Source organism: Kineosporia succinea (assembly GCF_030811555.1).
GTDB classification, from domain to species: Bacteria; Actinomycetota; Actinomycetes; order Actinomycetales; family Kineosporiaceae; genus Kineosporia; species Kineosporia succinea.
Window position 1 is genome coordinate 1,109,184 of record NZ_JAUSQZ010000001.1, and the last position, 19,476, is coordinate 1,128,659.

The 19,476-nt window shown below is 64.8% G+C and carries 21 protein-coding genes; 15 read left to right on the top strand and 6 right to left on the bottom strand.

Features of this window, described 5'->3' with window-relative positions:
- Positions 1–3 precede the first annotated feature (3 nt).
- The 10 genes from J2S57_RS04960 (at position 4) to J2S57_RS05005 (ending at position 10,838) form a co-directional block, all read left to right on the top strand.
- The gene (locus J2S57_RS04960; protein ID WP_307238814.1) at positions 4–1,260 is read left to right on the top strand and encodes a Gp37-like protein; all 1,257 of its coding nucleotides are present in this window, start codon (positions 4–6) and stop codon (positions 1,258–1,260) included.
- Between the two features lie 8 nt (positions 1,261–1,268).
- The gene (locus tag J2S57_RS04965; protein WP_307238816.1) at positions 1,269–2,219 is read left to right on the top strand and encodes a hypothetical protein; all 951 of its coding nucleotides are present in this window, start codon (positions 1,269–1,271) and stop codon (positions 2,217–2,219) included.
- Between the two features lie 40 nt (positions 2,220–2,259).
- Complete coding sequence (locus tag J2S57_RS04970; protein ID WP_307238818.1) at positions 2,260–4,218, top strand: hypothetical protein; 1,959 nt, start codon at positions 2,260–2,262, stop codon at positions 4,216–4,218.
- Positions 4,219–4,277: 59 nt separating this feature from the next.
- Positions 4,278–6,155, top strand: coding sequence for a glycoside hydrolase family 26 protein (locus tag J2S57_RS04975; protein ID WP_307238821.1), 1,878 nt, complete (start codon positions 4,278–4,280; stop codon positions 6,153–6,155).
- 236 nt (positions 6,156–6,391) lie between these two features.
- Complete coding sequence (locus J2S57_RS04980) at positions 6,392–7,000, top strand: hypothetical protein (RefSeq protein ID WP_307238823.1); 609 nt, start codon at positions 6,392–6,394, stop codon at positions 6,998–7,000.
- 16 nt (positions 7,001–7,016) lie between these two features.
- Positions 7,017–7,454 carry a hypothetical protein gene (locus J2S57_RS04985; RefSeq protein ID WP_307238825.1) on the top strand — a complete coding sequence of 146 codons (438 nt, stop codon included), beginning with the start codon at positions 7,017–7,019 and terminating at the stop codon, positions 7,452–7,454.
- A 49-nt stretch (positions 7,455–7,503) separates the two neighbouring features.
- Positions 7,504–9,390, top strand: a complete 1,887-nt coding sequence (locus tag J2S57_RS04990; RefSeq protein ID WP_307238827.1) for a hypothetical protein — start codon at positions 7,504–7,506, stop codon at positions 9,388–9,390.
- Between the two features lie 31 nt (positions 9,391–9,421).
- Positions 9,422–9,757, top strand: coding sequence for a hypothetical protein (locus J2S57_RS04995; protein WP_307238828.1), 336 nt, complete (start codon positions 9,422–9,424; stop codon positions 9,755–9,757).
- Positions 9,758–9,771: 14 nt separating this feature from the next.
- Positions 9,772–10,056 (top strand): hypothetical protein, encoded by a 285-nt coding sequence (locus J2S57_RS05000; protein ID WP_307238831.1) that lies wholly within the window; start codon positions 9,772–9,774, stop codon positions 10,054–10,056.
- A gap of 614 nt (positions 10,057–10,670) precedes the next feature.
- A complete protein-coding gene (locus J2S57_RS05005) occupies positions 10,671–10,838 on the top strand; it encodes a hypothetical protein (RefSeq protein WP_307238833.1) in 168 nt (55 codons plus the stop codon).
- A 2-nt stretch (positions 10,839–10,840) separates the two neighbouring features.
- Here the strand turns inward: J2S57_RS05005 and J2S57_RS05010 are convergent, their stop codons facing one another.
- Entirely contained in the window at positions 10,841–11,515 is a 675-nt protein-coding gene (locus J2S57_RS05010; protein WP_307238835.1) for a DUF4145 domain-containing protein, read from the bottom strand.
- Positions 11,516–11,663: 148 nt separating this feature from the next.
- Here J2S57_RS05010 and J2S57_RS05015 point away from each other — a divergent pair, with 148 nt between their 5' ends.
- The 3 genes from J2S57_RS05015 (at position 11,664) to J2S57_RS05025 (ending at position 13,004) form a co-directional block, all read left to right on the top strand.
- On the top strand, positions 11,664–11,936 hold the full coding sequence (locus tag J2S57_RS05015) for a hypothetical protein (protein WP_307238837.1): 273 nt from the start codon (positions 11,664–11,666) through the stop codon (positions 11,934–11,936).
- Positions 11,933–12,313, top strand: a complete 381-nt coding sequence (locus J2S57_RS05020) for a hypothetical protein (RefSeq protein WP_307238840.1) — start codon at positions 11,933–11,935, stop codon at positions 12,311–12,313. Before J2S57_RS05015 ends, J2S57_RS05020 begins: the two co-directional genes overlap by 4 nt.
- 565 nt (positions 12,314–12,878) lie before the next feature.
- Entirely contained in the window at positions 12,879–13,004 is a 126-nt protein-coding gene (locus J2S57_RS05025; RefSeq protein ID WP_307238842.1) for a hypothetical protein, read from the top strand.
- 439 nt (positions 13,005–13,443) lie between these two features.
- Here the strand turns inward: J2S57_RS05025 and J2S57_RS05030 are convergent, their stop codons facing one another.
- Together J2S57_RS05030 and J2S57_RS05035 are read right to left on the bottom strand one after the other, a co-directional pair.
- A complete protein-coding gene (locus J2S57_RS05030; RefSeq protein WP_307238844.1) occupies positions 13,444–13,758 on the bottom strand; it encodes a DUF397 domain-containing protein in 315 nt (104 codons plus the stop codon).
- Positions 13,755–13,952 carry a hypothetical protein gene (locus J2S57_RS05035; RefSeq protein WP_307238846.1) on the bottom strand — a complete coding sequence of 66 codons (198 nt, stop codon included), beginning with the start codon at positions 13,950–13,952 and terminating at the stop codon, positions 13,755–13,757. Before J2S57_RS05035 ends, J2S57_RS05030 begins: the two co-directional genes overlap by 4 nt.
- Positions 13,953–14,383: 431 nt before the next feature.
- Here J2S57_RS05035 and J2S57_RS05040 point away from each other — a divergent pair, with 431 nt between their 5' ends.
- Together J2S57_RS05040 and J2S57_RS05045 are read left to right on the top strand one after the other, a co-directional pair.
- Entirely contained in the window at positions 14,384–15,607 is a 1,224-nt protein-coding gene (locus tag J2S57_RS05040; RefSeq protein WP_307238849.1) for a helix-turn-helix domain-containing protein, read from the top strand.
- A gap of 32 nt (positions 15,608–15,639) precedes the next feature.
- Positions 15,640–15,816 (top strand): DUF1737 domain-containing protein, encoded by a 177-nt coding sequence (locus J2S57_RS05045; protein WP_307238851.1) that lies wholly within the window; start codon positions 15,640–15,642, stop codon positions 15,814–15,816.
- A gap of 16 nt (positions 15,817–15,832) precedes the next feature.
- Here J2S57_RS05045 and J2S57_RS05050 read toward each other — a convergent pair whose 3' ends face one another.
- From J2S57_RS05050 to J2S57_RS05060, 3 genes are all read right to left on the bottom strand, one after another.
- A complete protein-coding gene (locus J2S57_RS05050; RefSeq protein WP_307238854.1) occupies positions 15,833–16,318 on the bottom strand; it encodes a hypothetical protein in 486 nt (161 codons plus the stop codon).
- A 110-nt stretch (positions 16,319–16,428) separates the two neighbouring features.
- Positions 16,429–17,391, bottom strand: a complete 963-nt coding sequence (locus J2S57_RS05055) for a hypothetical protein (protein ID WP_307238856.1) — start codon at positions 17,389–17,391, stop codon at positions 16,429–16,431.
- Between the two features lie 97 nt (positions 17,392–17,488).
- Positions 17,489–19,435 carry a hypothetical protein gene (locus J2S57_RS05060; protein ID WP_307238858.1) on the bottom strand — a complete coding sequence of 649 codons (1,947 nt, stop codon included), beginning with the start codon at positions 19,433–19,435 and terminating at the stop codon, positions 17,489–17,491.
- Positions 19,436–19,476: the final 41 nt, after the last annotated feature.

Below are 19,476 nucleotides of genomic sequence, written 5' to 3' on the forward strand. Positions count from 1 at the left end.
ACAGTGGCCCAGGCCGTCATCTCCGTGCGCATCCGGGACAAGGACTACCGGCTGATCGGCGAGGCCACGAACTACATCTCGCTGACCGCGACCATCCGATTCAACGAGGTCGGCGAATGGTCGATGGATGTCCCCGGCGAAGCGCCGGAAGTGAAGCTCCTCCTGCTCAGCGAGAACCCAGCAGGCGGGATCGTCATCTACCGGGATGACCGGCTGTTCTTCTCCGGACCCATCTGGGCGCACACCTGGACGATGGATGCGACCACCGGCTACCCGGTCCTCACGGTCGCCGGCGGCTGCGACAACGTGGTGCTCACCAAGCGCCTCGTCTACCCCGACCCCGAACAGCGGACGGGCGTGACGCCGGGCTCGAACTACTACCAGGTTGCTAGCACCGACACCGAGTCGATCATGCGGGACCTGGTTGCCAAGAACCTCGCGGTCACCGCTCCCCTGGTCGATCGACGCTTCCCTGGCCTGACGCAGGACGCGAACGGCCACCGAGGACGAGTCCAACCCGCCAGCACCTTCCGGTTCGACCGGCTCGATGAGGCGCTGAAGCGGTACGCGCAGCTCGCCCCGTCGGATGCTGCTGTCGACAGCCAGGGCACCATCACCAACCCCGGCGATGAGACGCAGATCCTCGGCTACCGCGTCCTCCAGATCGGGCAAGGCCTTCAGTTTCAGGTGTACCCGCTCACGGTCCAGCGGCACGTGCGCTTCAGTTTCGACCTGGCCAACCTCTCCAAGGCCGACTACGTCACGCAGGGACCAACCGCGACCTTCGCGGTCGTCGGCTCCGGCGGCCAAGCCGACTCCACCGGGAAGAACATCGCCGCCGACATCAGCGTGTTCTCACGGGCCGACGAGTCGTACCCAGGACGCAGCGAGATCTACACGGACGGTGGCTCCCTCGAAGCCGCCACCGACACCACGACCGCGATCAACCAGGTCGGGCTCAACGCTCTCAGCGACGGAGCCGGGCAGGTCAGCGCAAGCGTCGTCGCCATCGACACCAACCGCATGGTGTACGGCGTCGACTACGACCTCGGCGACTACGTGTCCGTGGAACTGCCGTTCCTGTCGTTCACCTCGCCGATCCGCTCAGTCACGCTCACGCACACCGGTGGCGACGGCGAACGAGTCGAGCTGGGCATCGGCACGGCGAAGGGCCAGTACAGCGCCAAGGCCACAGGCACATCAGCGAAAGTCGCCGAACTCTCGGGATTCGCGCGCTTCAAAGCCATCTTTGGCGGTTAGGAGCCCTCGTGGCCAACCCCGGCGAAAGCTCCTTCCCCTTCGCCACCTCCATGCTCGCCACTGAAGAGCAGTGGGCACGGTTCAACCGGGCTCTCGGCCACCAGGAAGGCGTCGTCAACTCCACGCTCGACCACGACGCACCGGACCTTCAGGTCACACCAGGAACCGCAGGCACGGTGACCATTTCGGCCGGTGAAGCAGCCATCAACGGCTTCTACTACCGAGCTTCCCAGGCGATCACGCTGTCGATACCGAGCAACGCATCCGGCGCTACAGCCCGGAACGACACGGTGGTGCTGGAGGCCAACCAGGCGACGAACGAGGTCACGCCCAAGTACCTCACCGGCGGCTCGGCGGCACCGGCCCTCACCAGGGTCATCAATGGCGTCTGGCAGATGCCGATCGCCGCTGTGCAGGTCCCTGCCAAGGCCACGAACATCACCGCCACGAACATCACCGACCGGCGACAGTTCGTCATGCACCAGGGCCTCGTGATGGGCGACGGCGACCGAAAGCCGACTGGCAAGCTCGGCCAGCTGATGTACACCCCAGGGAAGCTCTGGGTGTGCGCCGCTTCCGGCTGGACGCAGATCTGGCCGATCACCATTGAAACTGCTGGCTTCAGCGCCTTCACGCGTATCTCGACCGGTCCCGGTTTCACTGCGCACTTCAAAGAACACTCGGCCACCGAGTACAGCCGCCCCGCCTTCACCAAGTTCCCCGATGGGCTGGTCACCTGTCGCGGGCTGATCGAGTGCTCCGCCGCCGTGTCCGCCGACGAGGTCATGTTCAAGTTCCCAGCGGGCTACCGGCCGGGTGCGACCCAGATCTTCCTCACCGCCTCATCCGGCAACAAGGCGCGCATCGACGTTGAGGCCGACGGCCAGGTCCGCTGCCGCAACGCCATGAACAAGGGCGACTACATCTCCCTCAACGGAGTCACGTTCGTCCCCTCCTGAGCCGCCTCTTGGCCGCCACCCGCGAAAGGCCCTCCACCGCATGCCTCGATACCTCTTCGGCGGGTCGCCGGCCGACTTCGCCATCCAGACCAACTACCCGGCGGACGACGCCACTGTCCGAGTTCAGCCAGAGGTTGATCTGACGGTCTGGAGCGCCCCCGTTGCTGGCACCCGGTACACGGATCTCCAGCTGGAGTTCGGCGGCTCGACGGTAGCCATTCTGACCACGAGCGTTTCGGGTCGCCTTCCTCGCTTCTACGGTCCCGACGGGGTGACCCAGGTCTGGATCGACATGGGTGACACCGATCGCTACGTCCTAGAGTCAACGGACCTGGGCAGCATCGTCGATACCAAGCTCGATAAGACAGCCCAGCCTTCCCCGCATCAGCACTCTGGCGCCGATGTTCCCTCTCTTCAGCGGCAGATCGACGCCACGATGCGCTGCGTCATGTTCGACGATGCGAGCAACACCTGGCCGTATCAGTCCGATGTGACACCGACCTACCCTCCAACGCCGATGTTTTGGTACGGGAACGCCGCTCTCCCCGTCCAAGCACGGTGGGGCCTGGACTACGTCGACCAGCTCGACGCCACCAACCACGGTGGTTCGACCAATATCCCGGACCCGACCGAGGAGCCCACCGAGGACCCGGTCGAGGACCCCGACGAGCCGACGATGACTATCGCGATGAGCACCCCCGTCGCCAGCATTAACGGCGCTGCGGTGACTGTCTCCGCTGCGCTCACTACCGCGGGAGGCCCGCAGACGTTTGCCCGCGTTCAGGTCGCGGTTCGTGGTCCATCGGGACAGACGAATGACGTGGCCTACAGGGCGAACGTGACCGTCGACGGAACTCTCAGCCTGACCGGCGGTTTCACCGCTTCAGCTTCAGGCACGTGGACCGCGTATGCCACGTACAACAAGACGGGCGGCTCCGCGCAGTCGGACTGGGTCGATGGGCCGAAGAAGACGTTCACCGTCACGCTGACTCCACCAGACACAGGCAACGGAGGCACCACTCCGCCCACTGGATCGGCCTCCGTCCCGAAGGTCAATCGCTCCGGCATTCAGTGGAACTCTGGTGTAGCGCGCTGGGACTCCGATAACCCAGACAACACCGTGAACCTCGCGAACGCTTTCGGTACGTGGCGTGGGCGGTCCGTCGACGGCTTCCTGCACTTCCCGAAGCGCCAGACGTGGAACGACATGTTCAACGGAGTACCGGCGTCGTGGGCCAACTTCCCCGGCTACATCGTGTATTCGATCCCGCCTCAGCCCGAAACCGAAGGCGCGCAGAACAACTCCGCGACGGCCGCAGGCCAGAACAACACGCGCTGGGAAGACTTCGGCAAGAAGCTCACGGCGATGGGCCTTAACCGTTCCACGTTCATCCTTCGCATCTGGGAGGTGAACGGCTACTGGTACAAGTGGGCCTGGGGGAACGAGCGCGGAACAAAGGTCGCCCCGAACACGGTCGAGTCGTTCGTCGCGGCGATGAAGAACCTCTCGACGTCGGTGAAGAAGTACGCACCGAACATCAAGATCAGCATCAACATGACGCGCGGTCAGTCACGCTCCGGCACGACCTGGCAGTCGGTCTACAACCAGCTCCTCGGAAACCACCAGTACGGCGCGTACTTCGACGTCATCGGATACGACACCTACGACTGGTACCCGGCAACGAATACCGGGAACTGGAACGGGACACTCAACGAGGCACCTGGTTTCAACGACATCGTCAGCTACTGCCGTTCCAACGGCAAGCAGATCGGCGTCGAAGAGTGGGGACTCGTCGGGGGTGGCGCGGGCGGCGGCGCCGACAACCCCTACTTCATCACCCAGATGTACGGCGTCTTCAACAGCATCAAGGACGTCCTCGCCTACGAGGGCTACTACGAGGACAAGGGCGCCCCCGACACCCTTGAGCACCGGATGATTCCCGGTGCCTACCCCAGTGCTGCTGCCGCCTACAAGAACTCTGCCCGCTGGGGCTCCTGACCGAAAGGCCTACGCCCGTGGCTCGGTACACCTTCGGCGCAAGCCCAACGGACGTGGTTGTGGAGTCCATCCTCGGTGTCCTGTACCTGTCCCCGACATCCGAGGTCACGTTCTGGAGCGACGCCGCTTCAGGTCAGCAGTACACCGACCTGGTCCAGGTGTCCGACGGCGCAAACGTCACCTCGATCGGCACAGATTCGTTCGGCAGGATTCCCCGATTCTTGGGGCCGGACGGCGTCACCCAGATGTGGGCACAGTCGGCGCTCCTCACCGACCGGCAGCTTCTGGTGAGCACGGACCTGGCCACGATTCTCGACGGTAAGTTGGGCGTGGGTGAACCGCCGGCGTCGCACACTCACGCGGGCTCGGACATGCCGTCCGTGCAGCGGGCTGCGGACCAGACCATCCGGATGGTCTTCTTCGACGCTGCCGGGAACCAGTGGCCGTACCAGGCCGACGTCACGGACTCTTACCCCACGGTGCCGATCTTCTGGATCGGGAATACCACGGTCCCGGAGCAGGCTCGCTGTGGCCTGGACTACATCGACATCGACCCGCTGATCGTGCCGACCGTTCCAGACCCGAGTACGCCGCCTACCGGCGAACCGGAGCCGGACCCGACGGAACCCTCGAAGTCCGCCGCGCTGGCGTTGCCGACGATCACCGTCAACGGCGCCAGTGTTTCGGTCTCGACGACCCTCACGACGACGGGTGGCGCTCAGAGTTTCGCCTTCGCCCAGATCGCCGTCCGCGGACCTTCCGGCCAGAACGCGGACACCGGGCGCCGCGCCAACGTCAGCGTGGATGGCAGCCTGGCTCTCACCGGCAGCCTCACCGCCGGTGTCTCCGGCACATGGACCGCCTACGGCACCTTCAACCGGACCGGCGGAGCCGATCAGTCGGCGTGGACCGATGGGCCGAAGGAGTCGTTCGCCGTCACCATCCCGTCCACACCCACACCGCCGACCACCGGTGGAAACGGTACCGCCGCGAAGATTGCCGACGTTCACTCCCAGCGTTCGAAGCTGCCCTGGAACTCAGGGGCGTTCGCCGCCTCATCGGCGAAGGGCTGGGACCAGTGGCAGCAGTCCGGCCAGGCAGGTTTCGGCGCCTACCGGGGGCGACTGTCCGACGTGATGTTGGTTTTCAACGATGGCGCCGCCGACTGGAACAGCCACGACACCTTCTACGACAGCTGGAAGGGCTGGCCAGGCATCTTCGTCTGGACCATCCCGCCTCAGCCCAAGTCCTCTGGTGGTAACCAGGCCACGGCGTCGGGCGCCAACAACAGCCACTGGGACACCGTCGGCCAGAACATCGTCAACGCGGGGATGAACAACAACCGGCTCGTCCTGCGGCTGGCTCACGAGTGCAACGGCAACTGGTATCCCTGGTCGTGGGGCGCCGGCGGTGGCGCCCAGACGTTCATCGACGCCTTCAAGAACTGCGTCAACCGCGTGAAGGCCAAGGCACCCAACATCCTGGTCAACATCTGCTTGAACTCCGACTGGGACAACCAGGGCGGCATGTCATGGCAGCAGGTCCTGGGCGCACTCAAGAACCACATCGACATCGTCGGATTCGACGGCTACGACCTATCCCCCGGCTTCCGAAACGACCAGACACGAAAGAACATCTGGTACAACCGGTCTGGTCCGCAGCGGAACTCGATCGCAGCCTGGTGCCGCGCTAACGGCAAGCTGATGTCCCTGGATGAGTGGGGCCTGATCGCACTGCCCGCCGAGAACGGCACCGGCGGGGGCGATGACGTCCTCTACATCAGCGACACTTTCGAGTGGTGCAAGGCGAACAGCGACATCCTCGCCTACGAGTCGTACTTCTATCACCCCGGCAATCCCGGCTGGGAGCACGAACTTTTCAAGTACCCGAACGCTGAGGCTGCGTATCGGTCATCCAGCAGATGGGGCAACCAGTAGTGGTTATCCGACGCATTCAAGCCGACGGAACGATCGAGCAGGTCGGAAACCCAACTACATCAGCCGGGTATCGCTTCGTCGGGTCAGCTGCTCCCAGCACCGCCGGTTGGTCAATCAACGACCTGTGGCTCGACACGAGCACGCTGACAACGACGACACAGCCCACCGTTCGCGTCTGGTCCGGTTCGAGTTTCCTACCGACACCGTCTGGCGGAAGTACCGACGCCAGCGTCCTCATGTCCGATGACTTCACCGGAACCGACAACACCGGCTGGAACTCTTCGAAGTGGGGTCAGGGCCGTAACGCCTCTTCCGGCAGCGGTGGTGGCGCCACGCTCCTGTCGGGTGTGGGCGTCCTCCAGACATCGACGACCGGCCCGAACAGCGGCGCAGCAACCGTCACCCGCAAGGCGCTCATCACGTCGACGGCCGATGTAAACATCGCCCTCTCGTTCAAGTTCGACTCTTCGACAGCCTATTTCGACATCAACGTCCGCCACGACACGGACCCCGTCGACGGCAACAATTGCTATTCAATGAGGCTGGCCTCCAAGCAGTCCACGTGGCTTTTGACCAGGCAGGTCTCCTACAACGACGGCGGAACTCCGCTCGCGTCGAAGTCAGCCACGTTCACGGCGGGCACCTGGTACCGGCTGCGATTCCAGGCCATCGGAACCACCATTCGCGCCCGCACCTGGCTGGCCAGCGCCACCGAACCCAGCGGCTGGGACGTCAGCGTCACCGATTCCACGTACACGGCGCCCGGAAAGGTCGGCCTGTGCATCCGTAACGGCACGGCCAACGCCCGCGTGTTCGTGGATGACGTCATCATCCGAAATGCCTAACCAGTAGGAGAAAATCATGGCCGTTAGCGCCTTCATGTACGGGCCCGCCATGCAGTCGCTGGCGAACAAGGAGATCGACATCGACAGCGACGCCCTCAAGGTGATGCTGTGCACGAGCTCCTACACTCCAAACCAGGACACGCACAGATACAGGTCGAGCATCACCAACGAGATCACCGGCACCGGGTACACCGCCGGCGGGGCCGCCCTGACCGGGGTGACCGTAGCCTACAACTCGACTACGAACACGCTCACGATCGACTGCGATGACGTCACCTGGGCCACTTCGACTCTCACCGCCCGGTATGCCGTCTTCTACGACTCCAGTCCAGCGTCCGACTCTGTGCGGCCGGTTCTCTGCTACTGGGATTTTGGGGCGGACATTGCTTCCTCCTCCGGCCCTTTCACGCTGACGATCTCCACGGGTGGACTGATCACCTGGACCGTCTCCTGACCTGAGTTCCGCCCGCACTCGGACCTGTCGTCGACCGTTGAGGTGAGTCATGACCAGCCTTGCCTCCGACAGCTTCACCGGGACCGACGGTACGGCCTGGTCCGCCAGCACCTGGACCACCGGCTCCTCCCCCACCGGCAGCTCGGCCACGATCGTCGGCAACGCCGGTCGTCTCACCACCGGAACCGGAACATCGGGGTCTGCTCGAGTCGCCCGCCGGGTCAACATCACCGCACCCGCCGACGCGGTGGTCCTGTTCAAGTTTCGTTGGCCGACCGGCGACGAGTGCTACCCCAGGTGGTATGTCCGCTCGACCAACACATCGCTCGACTCCCAGGGCGGCTACTGGGTTGAACTGAACCGTCCCGCCGGACAGATGAGCATCGGCAAGGGCTCCAGCTACACCAACGCGACCCTGCCGACCGGGACGTCCGCCGACCTCGTCACCAAGTCGTTCTCTGCGAACACCTGGTACTGGTGCCGTTTCGGTGTCGTCGGCACGGCTCTCAAGGCTCGTGTCTGGCTTGATGGAACTGCCGAACCCAGCTCTTGGGACGTCACCGCCACCGACTCGTCCATTTCCTCTGCTGGCTCCGGGACCGGGATCACCCTCGGCACCGGTTCCGTCCAGAACGGCAAGTTCGACGTCGACGAACTGTCCCTCGACTCGGCCTTTCCCGTAGCGACCGTTCTCGGGCCCACCGCAACCAGCTCGATGACTGCGCCCGCTGGGACCGTGGGAGCAGGCCGGAGCACTGTCGGTCCTACCGCCACTGGCTCGCTCACGGCGCCCGCCGGAACCGTCGCAGCCATCTACACCGTGGCCGGGCCGCCGATCGTCAGCTACATCAACGCACTGGCCGGAGCCGCCGGAATAGGCGCCTTCGCGAACGGCCTCATCGCCTCCGGCGTCGTCCAGGCTCAAGCGGGCGAAGCCAGCTTCGGCTCAACGAAGGCGGCGCCGCCGGCGTCGAACACCCTGGTCGGCCATCCCGGACTTGTCGTCATTCCTGCCCAGGTGGCAGGACCCATGCTGGGCTTCACGACGGCTGCCGTGAGCGGAGCCGCGACTGGCCAGCGTGAGCATGTGCGTATCGGATCGGCGAACATTCAGATCGCCTACCGGAACCTTCTCGACGGTGCCCCGTGCACAGGGACGGTGCGGTTCACGCCGACCGCCTACATCGCGGCTGACGAACTTCTCGTTCCGAACCGGGTAGCCGTGACGTTGGATGCTGACGGCCTCCTCGACGTCGACCTGCCTGTCGGCAAGGACCAGCTCACGCTCCCCCTCGTCGCCTACCTGGTGGAAGAACGCCTCGACGCCCCTTCGTTCGGGCGGCCTCCGTTCTACCTGCTGCTCACCCCAGCCGACGACGGCACCACCGTTCAGCTCGCCACCGTCCCTCTGGAGACCAACGTGCCCGATCTGGCCCTGTACATGCTGAAAGCGGGCGGCTCCTTCACTGGCCCCGTCACCGTGGCGTCCACCTTCGATGTCACCGGCAACACGTCCCTTGGAGCCAACCTGACCGTCCAGGAGAGCGCGGTCGTCGGTTCTCTCGACGTCGACGAAAACGCCGACGTGGAAGGCAGTCTGAGCGTCGGTGGCAGCGTCATCGTCAATGAGAGCGTGGAAGCCAGCTATGTCTCGGCACCCGCATACTCGGGCGGCAGTTTCGACGGAGCCATCACCGTGCACGGCGGAGCGAACATCGAAGGTGACACGGTTCTCGGCTCAAACCTGACGGTGGGAGCCAACATCACCGTCACCGGGGCCTTCGTCGGAGCCGTGAAGGTGCCGGGTGCTGTGACGCTCACCAGCTTGTCCAATGCTCCCGCTGCGACCACCGGTGCAGGAAACCTGTTCGTGCAGGCAGGGATTCTGAAGTACGTGAGCCCCAGCGGAACCGTCACGACCGTCGCTCCAGCCTGAAAGGTCCCCCATGGCCTTCCCACTGGCTTCGATGACCACGATCACCGTGGTCGCCGGATACCTGGACCTGGTGACGTTGACCCCGGCGCGGGGGAAAGTCCGCTTCACCCCGCTGTCCTTCGTCCACTCCGACGACGGCACCACCCTGCTCGTCCCAACGCCGGTGGATGTTCCTCTCGACGAGGACGGCACGATCGCGGTGATCTTGCCGATCGGAAACGACCCGGACTTCGCCCCCACGTTCAGCTATCGGGTGGAGGAGTTCCTGCGGCCGACTCGCGTCGCCCGACGCCCCTACACGATCTCGCCGGTGAGCACCGAGGACCCGCTGGACCTCATCCACTCTGTGTCCGTCCAACCGGGCTGAAGCCAGGAGACCGCATGCGAGCCCGACACGGCGCCCTGACCGCTAACCAGGTGGCCACCATCGATCTCGGGTCGATCCCGATCAGCGCCAGCATCTACGTCGTCAACGTCTCTGCTTCCAGCCCGTTCTACGTCCGACTGGACGGGGTCGACCCGACGGTGATGGGCGAAGACTGCCGCGTGGTCCTCTCTTTCCGTCGTTTCCCCGCCCGGTCGGAGTTCTGGAACGGCAGCCTCGTCCAGCAGGTGAAGATGATCTGCGCGGAGGACGCCACTTACGCCGTGGAGGTCGGCCGATGAGCAACATGTTCGGCGAGGTCTACGGCGTCATCCGCAAGACCACGGTCGTCGACGAGCAGGGCGGAACTCCCGTCGTCGGGCCGAGCGGTTCACCAGGCCCATCCGGTGCCACCGGGCCCGAAGGGCGCACCGGGGACGTCGGCCGGACGGGGGCAACAGGCTCGACAGGGCCGGAAGGGCTTCCCGGATCGGCCGGCGAACAGGGGCCTCCCGGAGCGACGGGGCAGCTTGGTCCCGTCGGTTCAACCGGGGCCAGCGGGCCACGCGGCGAAACTGGAGCCTCCGGTGTCGCCGGGCCGTCGGGCCCGAGCGGGCTGGTCGGCGCCACTGGCCCGCAGGGCCTACCTGGTTCTCAAGGGGCGTCCGGAGCGACCGGTGCCCCCGGTAGTAGCGGGGCTCCTGGGCCGACCGGGCCGATAGGTCCGACCGGCTCGTCGGGAGCATCGGGGATGACCGGTTCAACTGGTCCCGCCGGGGCCACCGGAGCAGTGGGCTTCACCGGGGCGACCGGACCTCAGGGGCTCGCGGCTGCTGGAGCGAGCCACTGCACGGTGACGGCCCCTACTCTCCTGCTCGGCGGCACCGCCAGCGTGACCGGGACCTGGGATGTTCCGATGACCACGACGACCTACGGTGTCATCGTCGAGCCGAGCACCAGCTCGCTGCTCGGCTCCGTCAGCTGGCAGGTGGTCACGAAGACCACGACCCAGGTGACTCTGACGGTGAAGGCGCTGGTCGCGATCGCCTCGTCAGGGACGCTCTACCTCAGTGCCGTCCGCTGAGGTCAGGCCGTCGGCACAGGCGTGCTCGTGTCCTTCTCGGCCTGTTCCTCGCGGCGCTTCTTGAACGCTTCGTATTTGGCCTGGAAGACGTAGATGTAGTCGATGATCGCTTCGACTAGGTCGTTCATGTCGCGGACGTCGACCGGCGACGGTGCTTCCTCGGTCTCGTGGACGGCCTTGTTGCCAGCGAGCCGCAGCGCGTCGCACCACTGGTACAGGCGCTCGTCGATGTCGCCCTTCCGCTTCAGCTCCGCCAGGGACTTGGCCAGGTCGGACTTCTTCGCGTCCCGCGAGACAACCAGGGCCTCCAGCGTCTTGCGGCACATGATCGCCGACGCCGTGTACGCCTTGGCTTTCAGGCAGACCCGCGCCTCCAGGAAGCAGTCCCGCACCGACTTCGGGACCGTGCGGTCCATCGACTTCGGTGCAGCTGGATACACAGGCGTACCGTTGTCATAAGGGTCGGTGTCGTCGTACCACGAGCCGAGGTAGTCAGCGACCAGCAGTGAGTAGTCGCCGCAGGCGCTGCACTGAACCAGCTGGTACCTGACGTGGTACGTGCCCGGCTCATCCTTCTCGGTGAAGTAGGTCGAGACCGCGATCTTGCCGTGGGTATGGGTGCCGCAGTGCAGGCACTGGAACGCCTGACGGTCGTCACTTCCCCCGAAGCTGCTCATGTCGGCTGATCGTAATCGCGCCGAGGAGGCCGCGGCCTCCCACTTTCCCAATCTCCCGTCGGAGCTGCTGCGTGGGTAAGCAGCTCCGACGGGGTTCCACCAAGTACGTGCGCCGTTCACCGGCGCCACCTTCAGGGACAGGTGACGTGTGGATGCTGCCCTGGCCAGCTTGATCGCAACGGCGATCACGAGCATCGCCGGACCGGCCATCGGTTTCTACGCGGCTCGTCGAAACATGATCAACAAGCAGCGCGCCGAAGACGCCGAGCGGGCCGAGAAGGCGGCCCTCGCTGAAGCCGATCGACAGCACGCAGAGCGGCAGGCGATCCTCCAGCAGTACGAAAAGCTGCTCTCCTTCAAGGATCGCGAGATCGAGTCGCTCCGCAACCGGATTGAAGACCTGGAAGGAAGACTGGAATGACGGTGGCGACTCGGGAGCGCTGGTGGTCGCGAGACCAAGCCTTGGTGACGGGGTGCCTGATCTGCCTCATCGTCAGCATCTGCGCGCTCACCGTCGGGGCGATCGCCTTGAACAAGAGCGTGAACACGGCTTCGCAGCGGGCGGCCGACCTGGCATCGAGCAGGGCGATCGCGGAGTCGAACGACGCTCTACGCGCGAGCCAGTGTGCCTCATGGCGGTTCCAGGCCGGAGCCGTTCAGCTCCCGAACGGCAAGGCCCAGCCTGATCCGGTCACCGCGCTCGGCTGGTCGAACCGGGTGTACGCCAAGGACCAGTACGACGACCTCGGCTGCCTGCCCCACGTCCCAGCCGTCGAGGTCCCCAAGCAGTTCCAGTAGCGCTTTCCCGAAGTCTTGAGTTATCCGCAGCCGCCCCGACCCTTCACCCGAAGGGCCGGGGCGGCTTTCTGCGTGACACCTATCACAGGCCGTAGAGGGCTCTACGGTGGACACTAACGGCCCGGCCATGCTGGGGGCGATGCGACACATTCATCGCTCGAACGCGCCTCGGTCCCTCCTCGTGAGCGAGAACTATTGAGAGAGAGGGATATTGTTTGAAGTCCACAACGAATTGCCAACGCATCCACGACGAAAGCGGCTGTCTCGTTTCAACTTACGACCGGTCTACAGCCGCCCTACAGTGCATGACCTTAGCGACCGAGGCTGCGCGATGGGTGAGCGCGACGGCGAAGATCCATGCTTCACTGATGTTCAGGCGCCAACCAGTGCCTCACCAAACGGAGAAAGACCGAGTGCGCAAACACTCGGCCTCTCCGTGCCACCGGCAAGGCGCGGTAGCGATGACGATTTCAGAGCCGTCACCGTTAGCGTATAACAGCCTTTCGCTGCCGATGGTCTTGGTGCCAAGCATCAACCGCTAGGAGCACCGATGACCTTTGAGGTCATGGCTTTCGCAACGCTGGCCCCCTGGTTCGTTCGCTGGCTCTGGGGAGTCCTGCGCACGGCCGATCTCAGTGTCGATGCCCATCTGAGTTGGCGCTCGGGTTCGGGCAGCGCGACGGCCGCGTAGTTCAACCACCGACGGGCGCTGCCCCAGTCCTATCTGCTGGGGCGGCGTTCTCGTCAGTCGGCCGCATCATCGTCGGGCTCGACGAATTCCCTCTCCGGCCGGAACCTTCCCCACCCTTCAGAGGCGTACGCAGCCTGCGGGGTTTTGCGTCCTCGGTCGGCCTTCGACCCGGTCGGGGCGACCAGCACCAACCGGCCTCCGCCACTATGCGCAGCCGATTCAGTCCAGGCAGCCACGGCTGCCACCGAATCACTCGACATCCGCTCGAACATATCGAGGAGGACAGAGATTTCGGTCGGAGCAAGACGACGCCGCGTCTCCCTCACATTAAGGTCTGTCACGTCCCTGTTCTCAATCCCTCGCCGCACTCGAACCTCCGTCTCAGTTAGCCAATGTGGGCTGGGACCGCCACAATTCGGCCCCAGCCCATCGTTCACCGTCAGGCCCCGGTGAACTCTCCCAGCGCAACCCCTCCGAGGAAAGCGTCCCACTCAGAGTTCGTGAAGCCGAGCTTCGGACCGCCGGGGTTCTTGCTGTCCCGCACCTCCACGCCTTCCTGCGTGAAGCGGGCCTCCACGCAGCCTCCTCCGTCCTGGCTGAGGCTGGACTTGAACCACTCCCCGTGCTGAACCATCGTCACCGCTCCTTCGTCGTTACCTTGTTTGGCTCCGCCGGCCGTCCCCCGCTGGAACGTCCGGTGGGTTGAGCCCCGTCGCGGCCAGACGGAGGGATGTCGACCGCGACGGGTGTTCATGGGGTTCGCAGCCGCAGGAGGAGGACCGACCTGGACCCGGATGCCACCGCGAACTCGGCCTCGGTGACACCGTCAAGGTTCGCCGCGATCTCTCGGGCGTGCTCACGCTCGGCGGCCCCGTTCAGGGTCGGTCGCAGGTGAACGGCCAGGGTCGGGGCTTCGGCGCCGATGACCAGGCGGTCGAGCCGGGTCACGAATCGAACCTGGAGTCCCAGTGACACCAGCTGGTGATGTGCTTCTTCGCGGTCGAGCACGAGCGCCCTCCCTCATGGGCTTGGTACGTGCAGATTGGAGCCCAGTCCCCGCACGAGGTAGCAGCGGGCGTCGGCTGGACGCAGCTTGCTCATGCGGGGACCGGGGTTGAGCGCTCAGCGCCCGCGCGCCACCCCGTCGATTGGGACGGTCGGGCGCTGAGCTGTTCGCGGGTGGTCACTGGGCTGACCCAGGCACCACGTGTGAGTCACGTTCGAGACTCTGGTTCTCGCCAGCATCGCTCGTCCCCCTCCGTAGAGCGTGCAGTGCCTCCTGACACGTCGTGTGACGAAGCGGCCCGCTGTGAGAAGAACGTAAATCCCAGGTCACAACGCTTCCCCAACAGATTGTTGGGGGTCGTAAGCTCACAGCTATGGCTTTGTCGGAGGACGCCAGCGTTGGGGAGCGCATCGCCTACCACCGCAAACGCCGGGGCATGTCGCAGAGCGTGCTCTCGGGGCTGCTCGGCCGCAGCGAGGAGTGGCTGAGCCAGATCGAGCGCGGTAGTCGGTCGGTGGAACGCCTGACAACGATCGTGGACGTGGCCAGGGTGCTGCGCATCGAGCCGTCACTGCTGCTGCCTCCGCCGTTCTTCGCCAAGCCTCGTCAGGTCGCGAACAACGGCACGATCGGCACCGCACCCGAGTGGGTGCCTGCGATCCGGTCGGCGATGATGCGCCGAGTCGGCAGCACCGAAGACAGCGACGGTCGGCAAGTGGATGCATGGACCCTCTCGCAGGACATCCAGCGGGGCTTCGGCTACTCCCAGACTGAACGCTGGAGCGACCTCGGGCCGCTACTTCCCGACTTGCTGCACGACGTGCACTGGTTCGTGAGTCACTCTGAAACGCCAGATTCTTTGCGGCTTCTCAGCCTCACATACCGGCTGGCTTCCGGGATGCTCGACCGCATCGGTGAGGTCCATCTGCCGTGGATCGCGGCCGAACGTGCCAGCGCAGCAGCTGATCGAAGCGGCGACCCGCTGCTGATGGCTGGTGCGGCCTGGCGTTGGGCGGTGGTCCTTCGCCACGCCGGCGAACTGGAGGAGTCGCACAACGTACCGATGCGCGCCGCCGATGCGCTGGTCGATGACATCCAGTCCGCGTCTCCCCAGGCGTTGAGCGTCTACGGCAGCCTGCTACTCAAGGGAGCAGTGGCAGCAGCGAGCCTCGACGACCGCCAACACGTATCTGAGTATCTGAATCGCGCCCAGGAGGTAGCCGAGGTGGCGGGCGAGGCCAACCACTTCTGGTTCGCTTTCGGGCCGACGAACGTCGCGATCCACCGGGTGTGGCTGGACCTGGAGCTGGGTGACCCGACGGAGGCAGTGCGCGCAGCCGACGCGGTCGACACCGAGCGGCTGCCCGCACACTTGGCCGAGCGGCGCGCCTCCCACCTGATCACGGTGGCTTGGGCTCAATACCTGCGCCGCAAGGACGATCTGGCGATTGAGGCGCTCACCGAAGCCAGGGTTCACGCCCCGGAGCAGCTGCTGTTCACGCGGAAGGTCAACGACATGCTGGCCGGGATGCTGAAGCGAGATCGCCGAAATCGGCGACAGTTAAGGGCTTTGGCCGACTTCGCGGGCGCCACCTAGGAAACCGTCCGCTCGATCACGTTGGAGGAGCCATGGACGAGGTCACGGAGTACAAGCTGCTGCACTCGCGCGGGCCGGACCGCCTAACCGAAGACGTGAACGAGCACCTCGCCGACGGTTGGCGACTGCACGGCATCACCATGTCCGCGCCCAAGCCCGTCGGAGACGGCTCGATCCAGAACCTCTTTGTCCAGGCCGTCGTCAGATAGTCGCGCCTGCCGTCGGCTAGAACGGCGTCAGCGTCATGGGCACGGACCCCAACTTGTCCCGAGAGACGGTCTGCTTAGACGGGGCAATGTTGCTGTAGAGACTGTTGCTGCTCGGCCCTGCCGTCACGTCGAAGACGTCGGAGTCAGAACTGATATCACCTGCGAACTTGAAGTCGCAGGAGGGCGGGCTGCCCGAGGTCGTCTGCTTCGGGTCGGTCAGCTCCAGCAGCTTGAGCCGGGCTCCGGTTCCGTCGGACACGGTGATCTCGAAGTTCTCACCCATCTCCTCGCAGGTGGTGGGCGTACCGCCGCCGATCACCGGCAGCATGATGATGATGATGCTCCCGGCCACGTGAAGCTCTCCATCGCTACCACCGCCGCCGGTGCCACCACTCGACGACCCGTCTGAGGAGTTGTTCCGCGCCAGGCCGACGAAGAGGACCGCCCCGATCAGGGCCACCACTGCGACGACAAGGATCAAGATTCTGCGTTCGATGTACATGAGCCCCCACCTCCAGACGTCACGTCGGAGGTGGGGGCTCTTCGCTGTAGTTGTTACGGGCAGAACCGCGCGATCGGGTGCGAGTCACCCAGGTGGCGGATCAACCGCGATCAGGCAGGCGGAGCACCGTCCACACGGCTGGGAACTTCGGAGGTCGCCGTCTGAGCGACACTGGAAAGATTCATCAAGAGAGCCTCTGGGTCGCGAAGCGCTGTCCAATCGTTCCTTTCGAGCACGTGTCGCTCGTTGGCTGTCAGGGTCTTGATGTGGACGTGCGATCGGTCAAGGCTGTCCGTGATCTTGATCAGCAGCACGTCCCCGAGCACCGCCGCGAAGTTGTTGACCCCCTCTGCCGCCCTCATCAGGTTGAGTGTCGTCTCGGATCGCGCCTTGTCTATGGCGGCAGCCTTCTCGTTAACCAGGGCGTCTTCCAGGCCCTGCGCCAGTCGACGTGTCGCACGTTGGGTCTCGTCTGACGAGCTAACCCCTAGCACGTGCACCCAGAACCGCTGGAACCAAGAGCCACGAAGCGGTGGGCCTATCGCGATAACTTCCTGCCCCACCGCCTTGGCTACCTGCCGGAGTGCCTCTATTAGCTCACGTGCCACCTCGGGCGGTACAGGGTCAGAGATGTAGAGCGCCCCGTCAGCAAGATGAGTGGAGGCCCTAAAGCGACCGGGAACTGGGCCAAAATCGAGCCGTGGAACGAACTCGATATATCCGTCAGCCACCCAGCCTTTCAGCACTCCTCGGCCGAGGGCTTGTCGTAGTCGAGCAATCGAGGATTTGAATTCGCCTACGAAATTCCCCCATGATAACTGCCCAGTTTGCCCGGATCGCAGAGCACTAGCAACGAGACGGATCTCCTCCCGGAGCTCCCCCTCCCCTAAAGCAGGGTGTTGCAGAATATATCGCAGCGAATATATGAGCTGACCATAGGTTGACGGCGAGAATTCGCGACCCTCTTCCCTTGCCAGCCAATCGAAAGCCTGGTCGCTTAACAGTAGAAAGTTGTTGATCTGTCGGACGAGCGAGTTGATCTCGTCCTGCCGTACACCGGTTCCTGTCGACATTTTCTCCCCCGAGTTCCGCCGCCTCTTTACCCAGAGTAGTCCTTCGCTGCTCCCTGCGTTTCCCTACCGGACTCTTGCCTCTGTTTGGGCCTCCGTCTCATGCAGCCTCTCTCTCATCCTGTTCCCCCAGCTGACCCCAAAGGTCTTCAGTAGCCCAGAATCCGTTGCCGTCTTTAGAGCAAAAACCCTCCCGTGCAAGATCTTCCAAGATGTCTCGGACATGACGTGGCGTCATGCCCACTTGCTTGGCGATGACGGCGGCCATCTTCCTGGCCGACTGACTGGCGAGAGCCTCGCGCACGGCTGCCTTACCTTTCGAATCCTTCTTCCCGCTAGGCATCGCCGGCCGACCCGCTTCATCCATGGCCTCTTGCGGTTCGCGTCCGCAGAGCGGACCGACCAGCAGGGCCGCCGCTTCGTCGGCGACGTGAAGGTCCGGGAACATGGCCCGCGTCAGCCAGTCCTCGATCGTGCCGAACGGGGCCTCGAACTCCTCGTCGTCCTCGATGTCGCGACGGGTTGGGATGAACGCGGTGCGCATCGGTGGAGACTGCGTGTCTCCGGCTGACCGGAGGAACGCCCAGCCCGGAGCCATCGGCAGCGCATCGGTGTTCATGTTGAAGTTCTGCGCCATGAGGCTGCGGCCCACCGCGTCCATCGCTTTGCCCGCCCAGAGGCTGCCGTTGATGCCGATCAAGTTGGATCGGATCTCCGTTGAGCCGTAACCGGTCTGGTCACCGAACTGGGTAGCCAGACAGAGCGAGATGCCGAGAGATCTTCCCTGGGAGGCGATCTCCTCCAGCTTGTCGATCAGGCTGGACTTGGCCGCGAACACGTTCTTCGACTCGTCGATCCACAGCACGATCTGAGGTTCGCCGGGGCCAGGGCGGAAGCTGTCCCAGCCTTCGTCGCTGTACCGCTGCTTGCGAGAGCGCAGGATCGCGACCACCCGGTCGACGATCTTCTCCCACTGCTTCGCGTTGCGGCCGTACTCAGTGACATGGTCGCGCACCGACGGGACACCCGCGCCGCCCTTGCCATCGATGACGAACACCAGCACGTCGTCGAGCAGGATCAGCTCGGTCAGGACCAGACGGGCGAAGCCGCCCTTGCCGTTGCCGGACGGCCCGATAACGGCCATGTGCATCGCGCCGGACTTCGAGCGGATCGGCAGCCGCACGGGCACCTGACCTGCCGAATACCCAGCGATGATCGTGCCGGTCTTCTGGTCGAACGTTGACCCGGCCCAATAGCGAACGGCGGCGATCTGCTCAGGCTCCTGGAAGGCGATCCGCACCAGGGTCACGTTCCCGAGCGTTGGGTCGTCGGCGATGGTGACGGTGCCGCGCCCCCGCTTGAGGGCGAACTCCACGTCCTCGTCGAGCTTGGCCGCCACGCTGGCCTTCGTCCGATCCAGCTGGAGGACACCCGTGTTCAAGTCGGGGTCGTACTTGACCCACTGGCCTTCGAGGGCGGGGACCGCAGCGACGACTTCCTGCTCCCAGATGGTCTGCACCGTCTTCAGGTCGCTCAGGTTCGTTTCGCCTCGCCGGATTCGCCGGCCGCGCCACCACGCCGGGGCTGCGCAGGCGATGACGACGACGTCGGCCAGGAACCCTGTCGTCCAGCTCCACTCGGTGTACGCCCCGACTGCGTGCAGCAGCGCGATGACGGCGAGGACCCGTGCCACGAGGGCTCGCTCCCGGACCGCGAGGACCTTCCGGCCGGGCGTGCGGCGGACGACAGACCGCAGTGTCAGGATGTCGAGCAGCAGGGCGGCCCCCAGGTACCAGCCAGGCTGGCCGGGTACAGCTACGACCAAGGCGATCAGCCACAAGGGGGCCAGCAGGTTCCGCCTCGGCCCGGTCAGCGTCCACCACAGCGCCCGAGCGGAGACCTTCGCAGTGACCGTGACGAAGGCCAGCATCGTGAACACGACAACGAGCGCGGCGGCCATCAGGACGAGCGGGAAGAGGAATGCCTTCGCCCGTGGTGATCGCTTGACGAGACCGCTCAGAAACGCTGTGGCCAGGGTCTTCTTCATGTCGTTCCTCCGTTCCGGGACGCACGAAGGGACGGCTACGC

Bases quoted from the DNA above. Each gene is read 5' to 3' on its own strand.
- J2S57_RS04970 (WP_307238818.1), top strand. From the start codon at position 2,260: ATGCCTCGATACCTCTTCGGCGGGTCGCCGGCCGACTTCGCCATCCAG.
- J2S57_RS04980 (WP_307238823.1), top strand. From the start codon at position 6,392: ATGTCCGATGACTTCACCGGAACCGACAACACCGGCTGGAACTCTTCG.
- J2S57_RS04985 (WP_307238825.1), top strand. From the start codon at position 7,017: ATGGCCGTTAGCGCCTTCATGTACGGGCCCGCCATGCAGTCGCTGGCG.
- J2S57_RS04990 (WP_307238827.1), top strand. From the start codon at position 7,504: ATGACCAGCCTTGCCTCCGACAGCTTCACCGGGACCGACGGTACGGCC.
- J2S57_RS04995 (WP_307238828.1), top strand. From the start codon at position 9,422: ATGACCACGATCACCGTGGTCGCCGGATACCTGGACCTGGTGACGTTG.
- J2S57_RS05000 (WP_307238831.1), top strand. From the start codon at position 9,772: ATGCGAGCCCGACACGGCGCCCTGACCGCTAACCAGGTGGCCACCATC.
- J2S57_RS05005 (WP_307238833.1), top strand. From the start codon at position 10,671: ATGACCACGACGACCTACGGTGTCATCGTCGAGCCGAGCACCAGCTCG.
- J2S57_RS05010 (WP_307238835.1), bottom strand. From the start codon at position 11,515: ATGAGCAGCTTCGGGGGAAGTGACGACCGTCAGGCGTTCCAGTGCCTG.
- J2S57_RS05020 (WP_307238840.1), top strand. From the start codon at position 11,933: ATGACGGTGGCGACTCGGGAGCGCTGGTGGTCGCGAGACCAAGCCTTG.
- J2S57_RS05025 (WP_307238842.1), top strand. From the start codon at position 12,879: ATGGCTTTCGCAACGCTGGCCCCCTGGTTCGTTCGCTGGCTCTGGGGA.
- J2S57_RS05030 (WP_307238844.1), bottom strand. From the start codon at position 13,758: ATGAACACCCGTCGCGGTCGACATCCCTCCGTCTGGCCGCGACGGGGC.
- J2S57_RS05040 (WP_307238849.1), top strand. From the start codon at position 14,384: ATGGCTTTGTCGGAGGACGCCAGCGTTGGGGAGCGCATCGCCTACCAC.
- J2S57_RS05045 (WP_307238851.1), top strand. From the start codon at position 15,640: ATGGACGAGGTCACGGAGTACAAGCTGCTGCACTCGCGCGGGCCGGAC.
- J2S57_RS05050 (WP_307238854.1), bottom strand. From the start codon at position 16,318: ATGTACATCGAACGCAGAATCTTGATCCTTGTCGTCGCAGTGGTGGCC.
- J2S57_RS05055 (WP_307238856.1), bottom strand. From the start codon at position 17,391: ATGTCGACAGGAACCGGTGTACGGCAGGACGAGATCAACTCGCTCGTC.
- J2S57_RS05060 (WP_307238858.1), bottom strand. From the start codon at position 19,435: ATGAAGAAGACCCTGGCCACAGCGTTTCTGAGCGGTCTCGTCAAGCGA.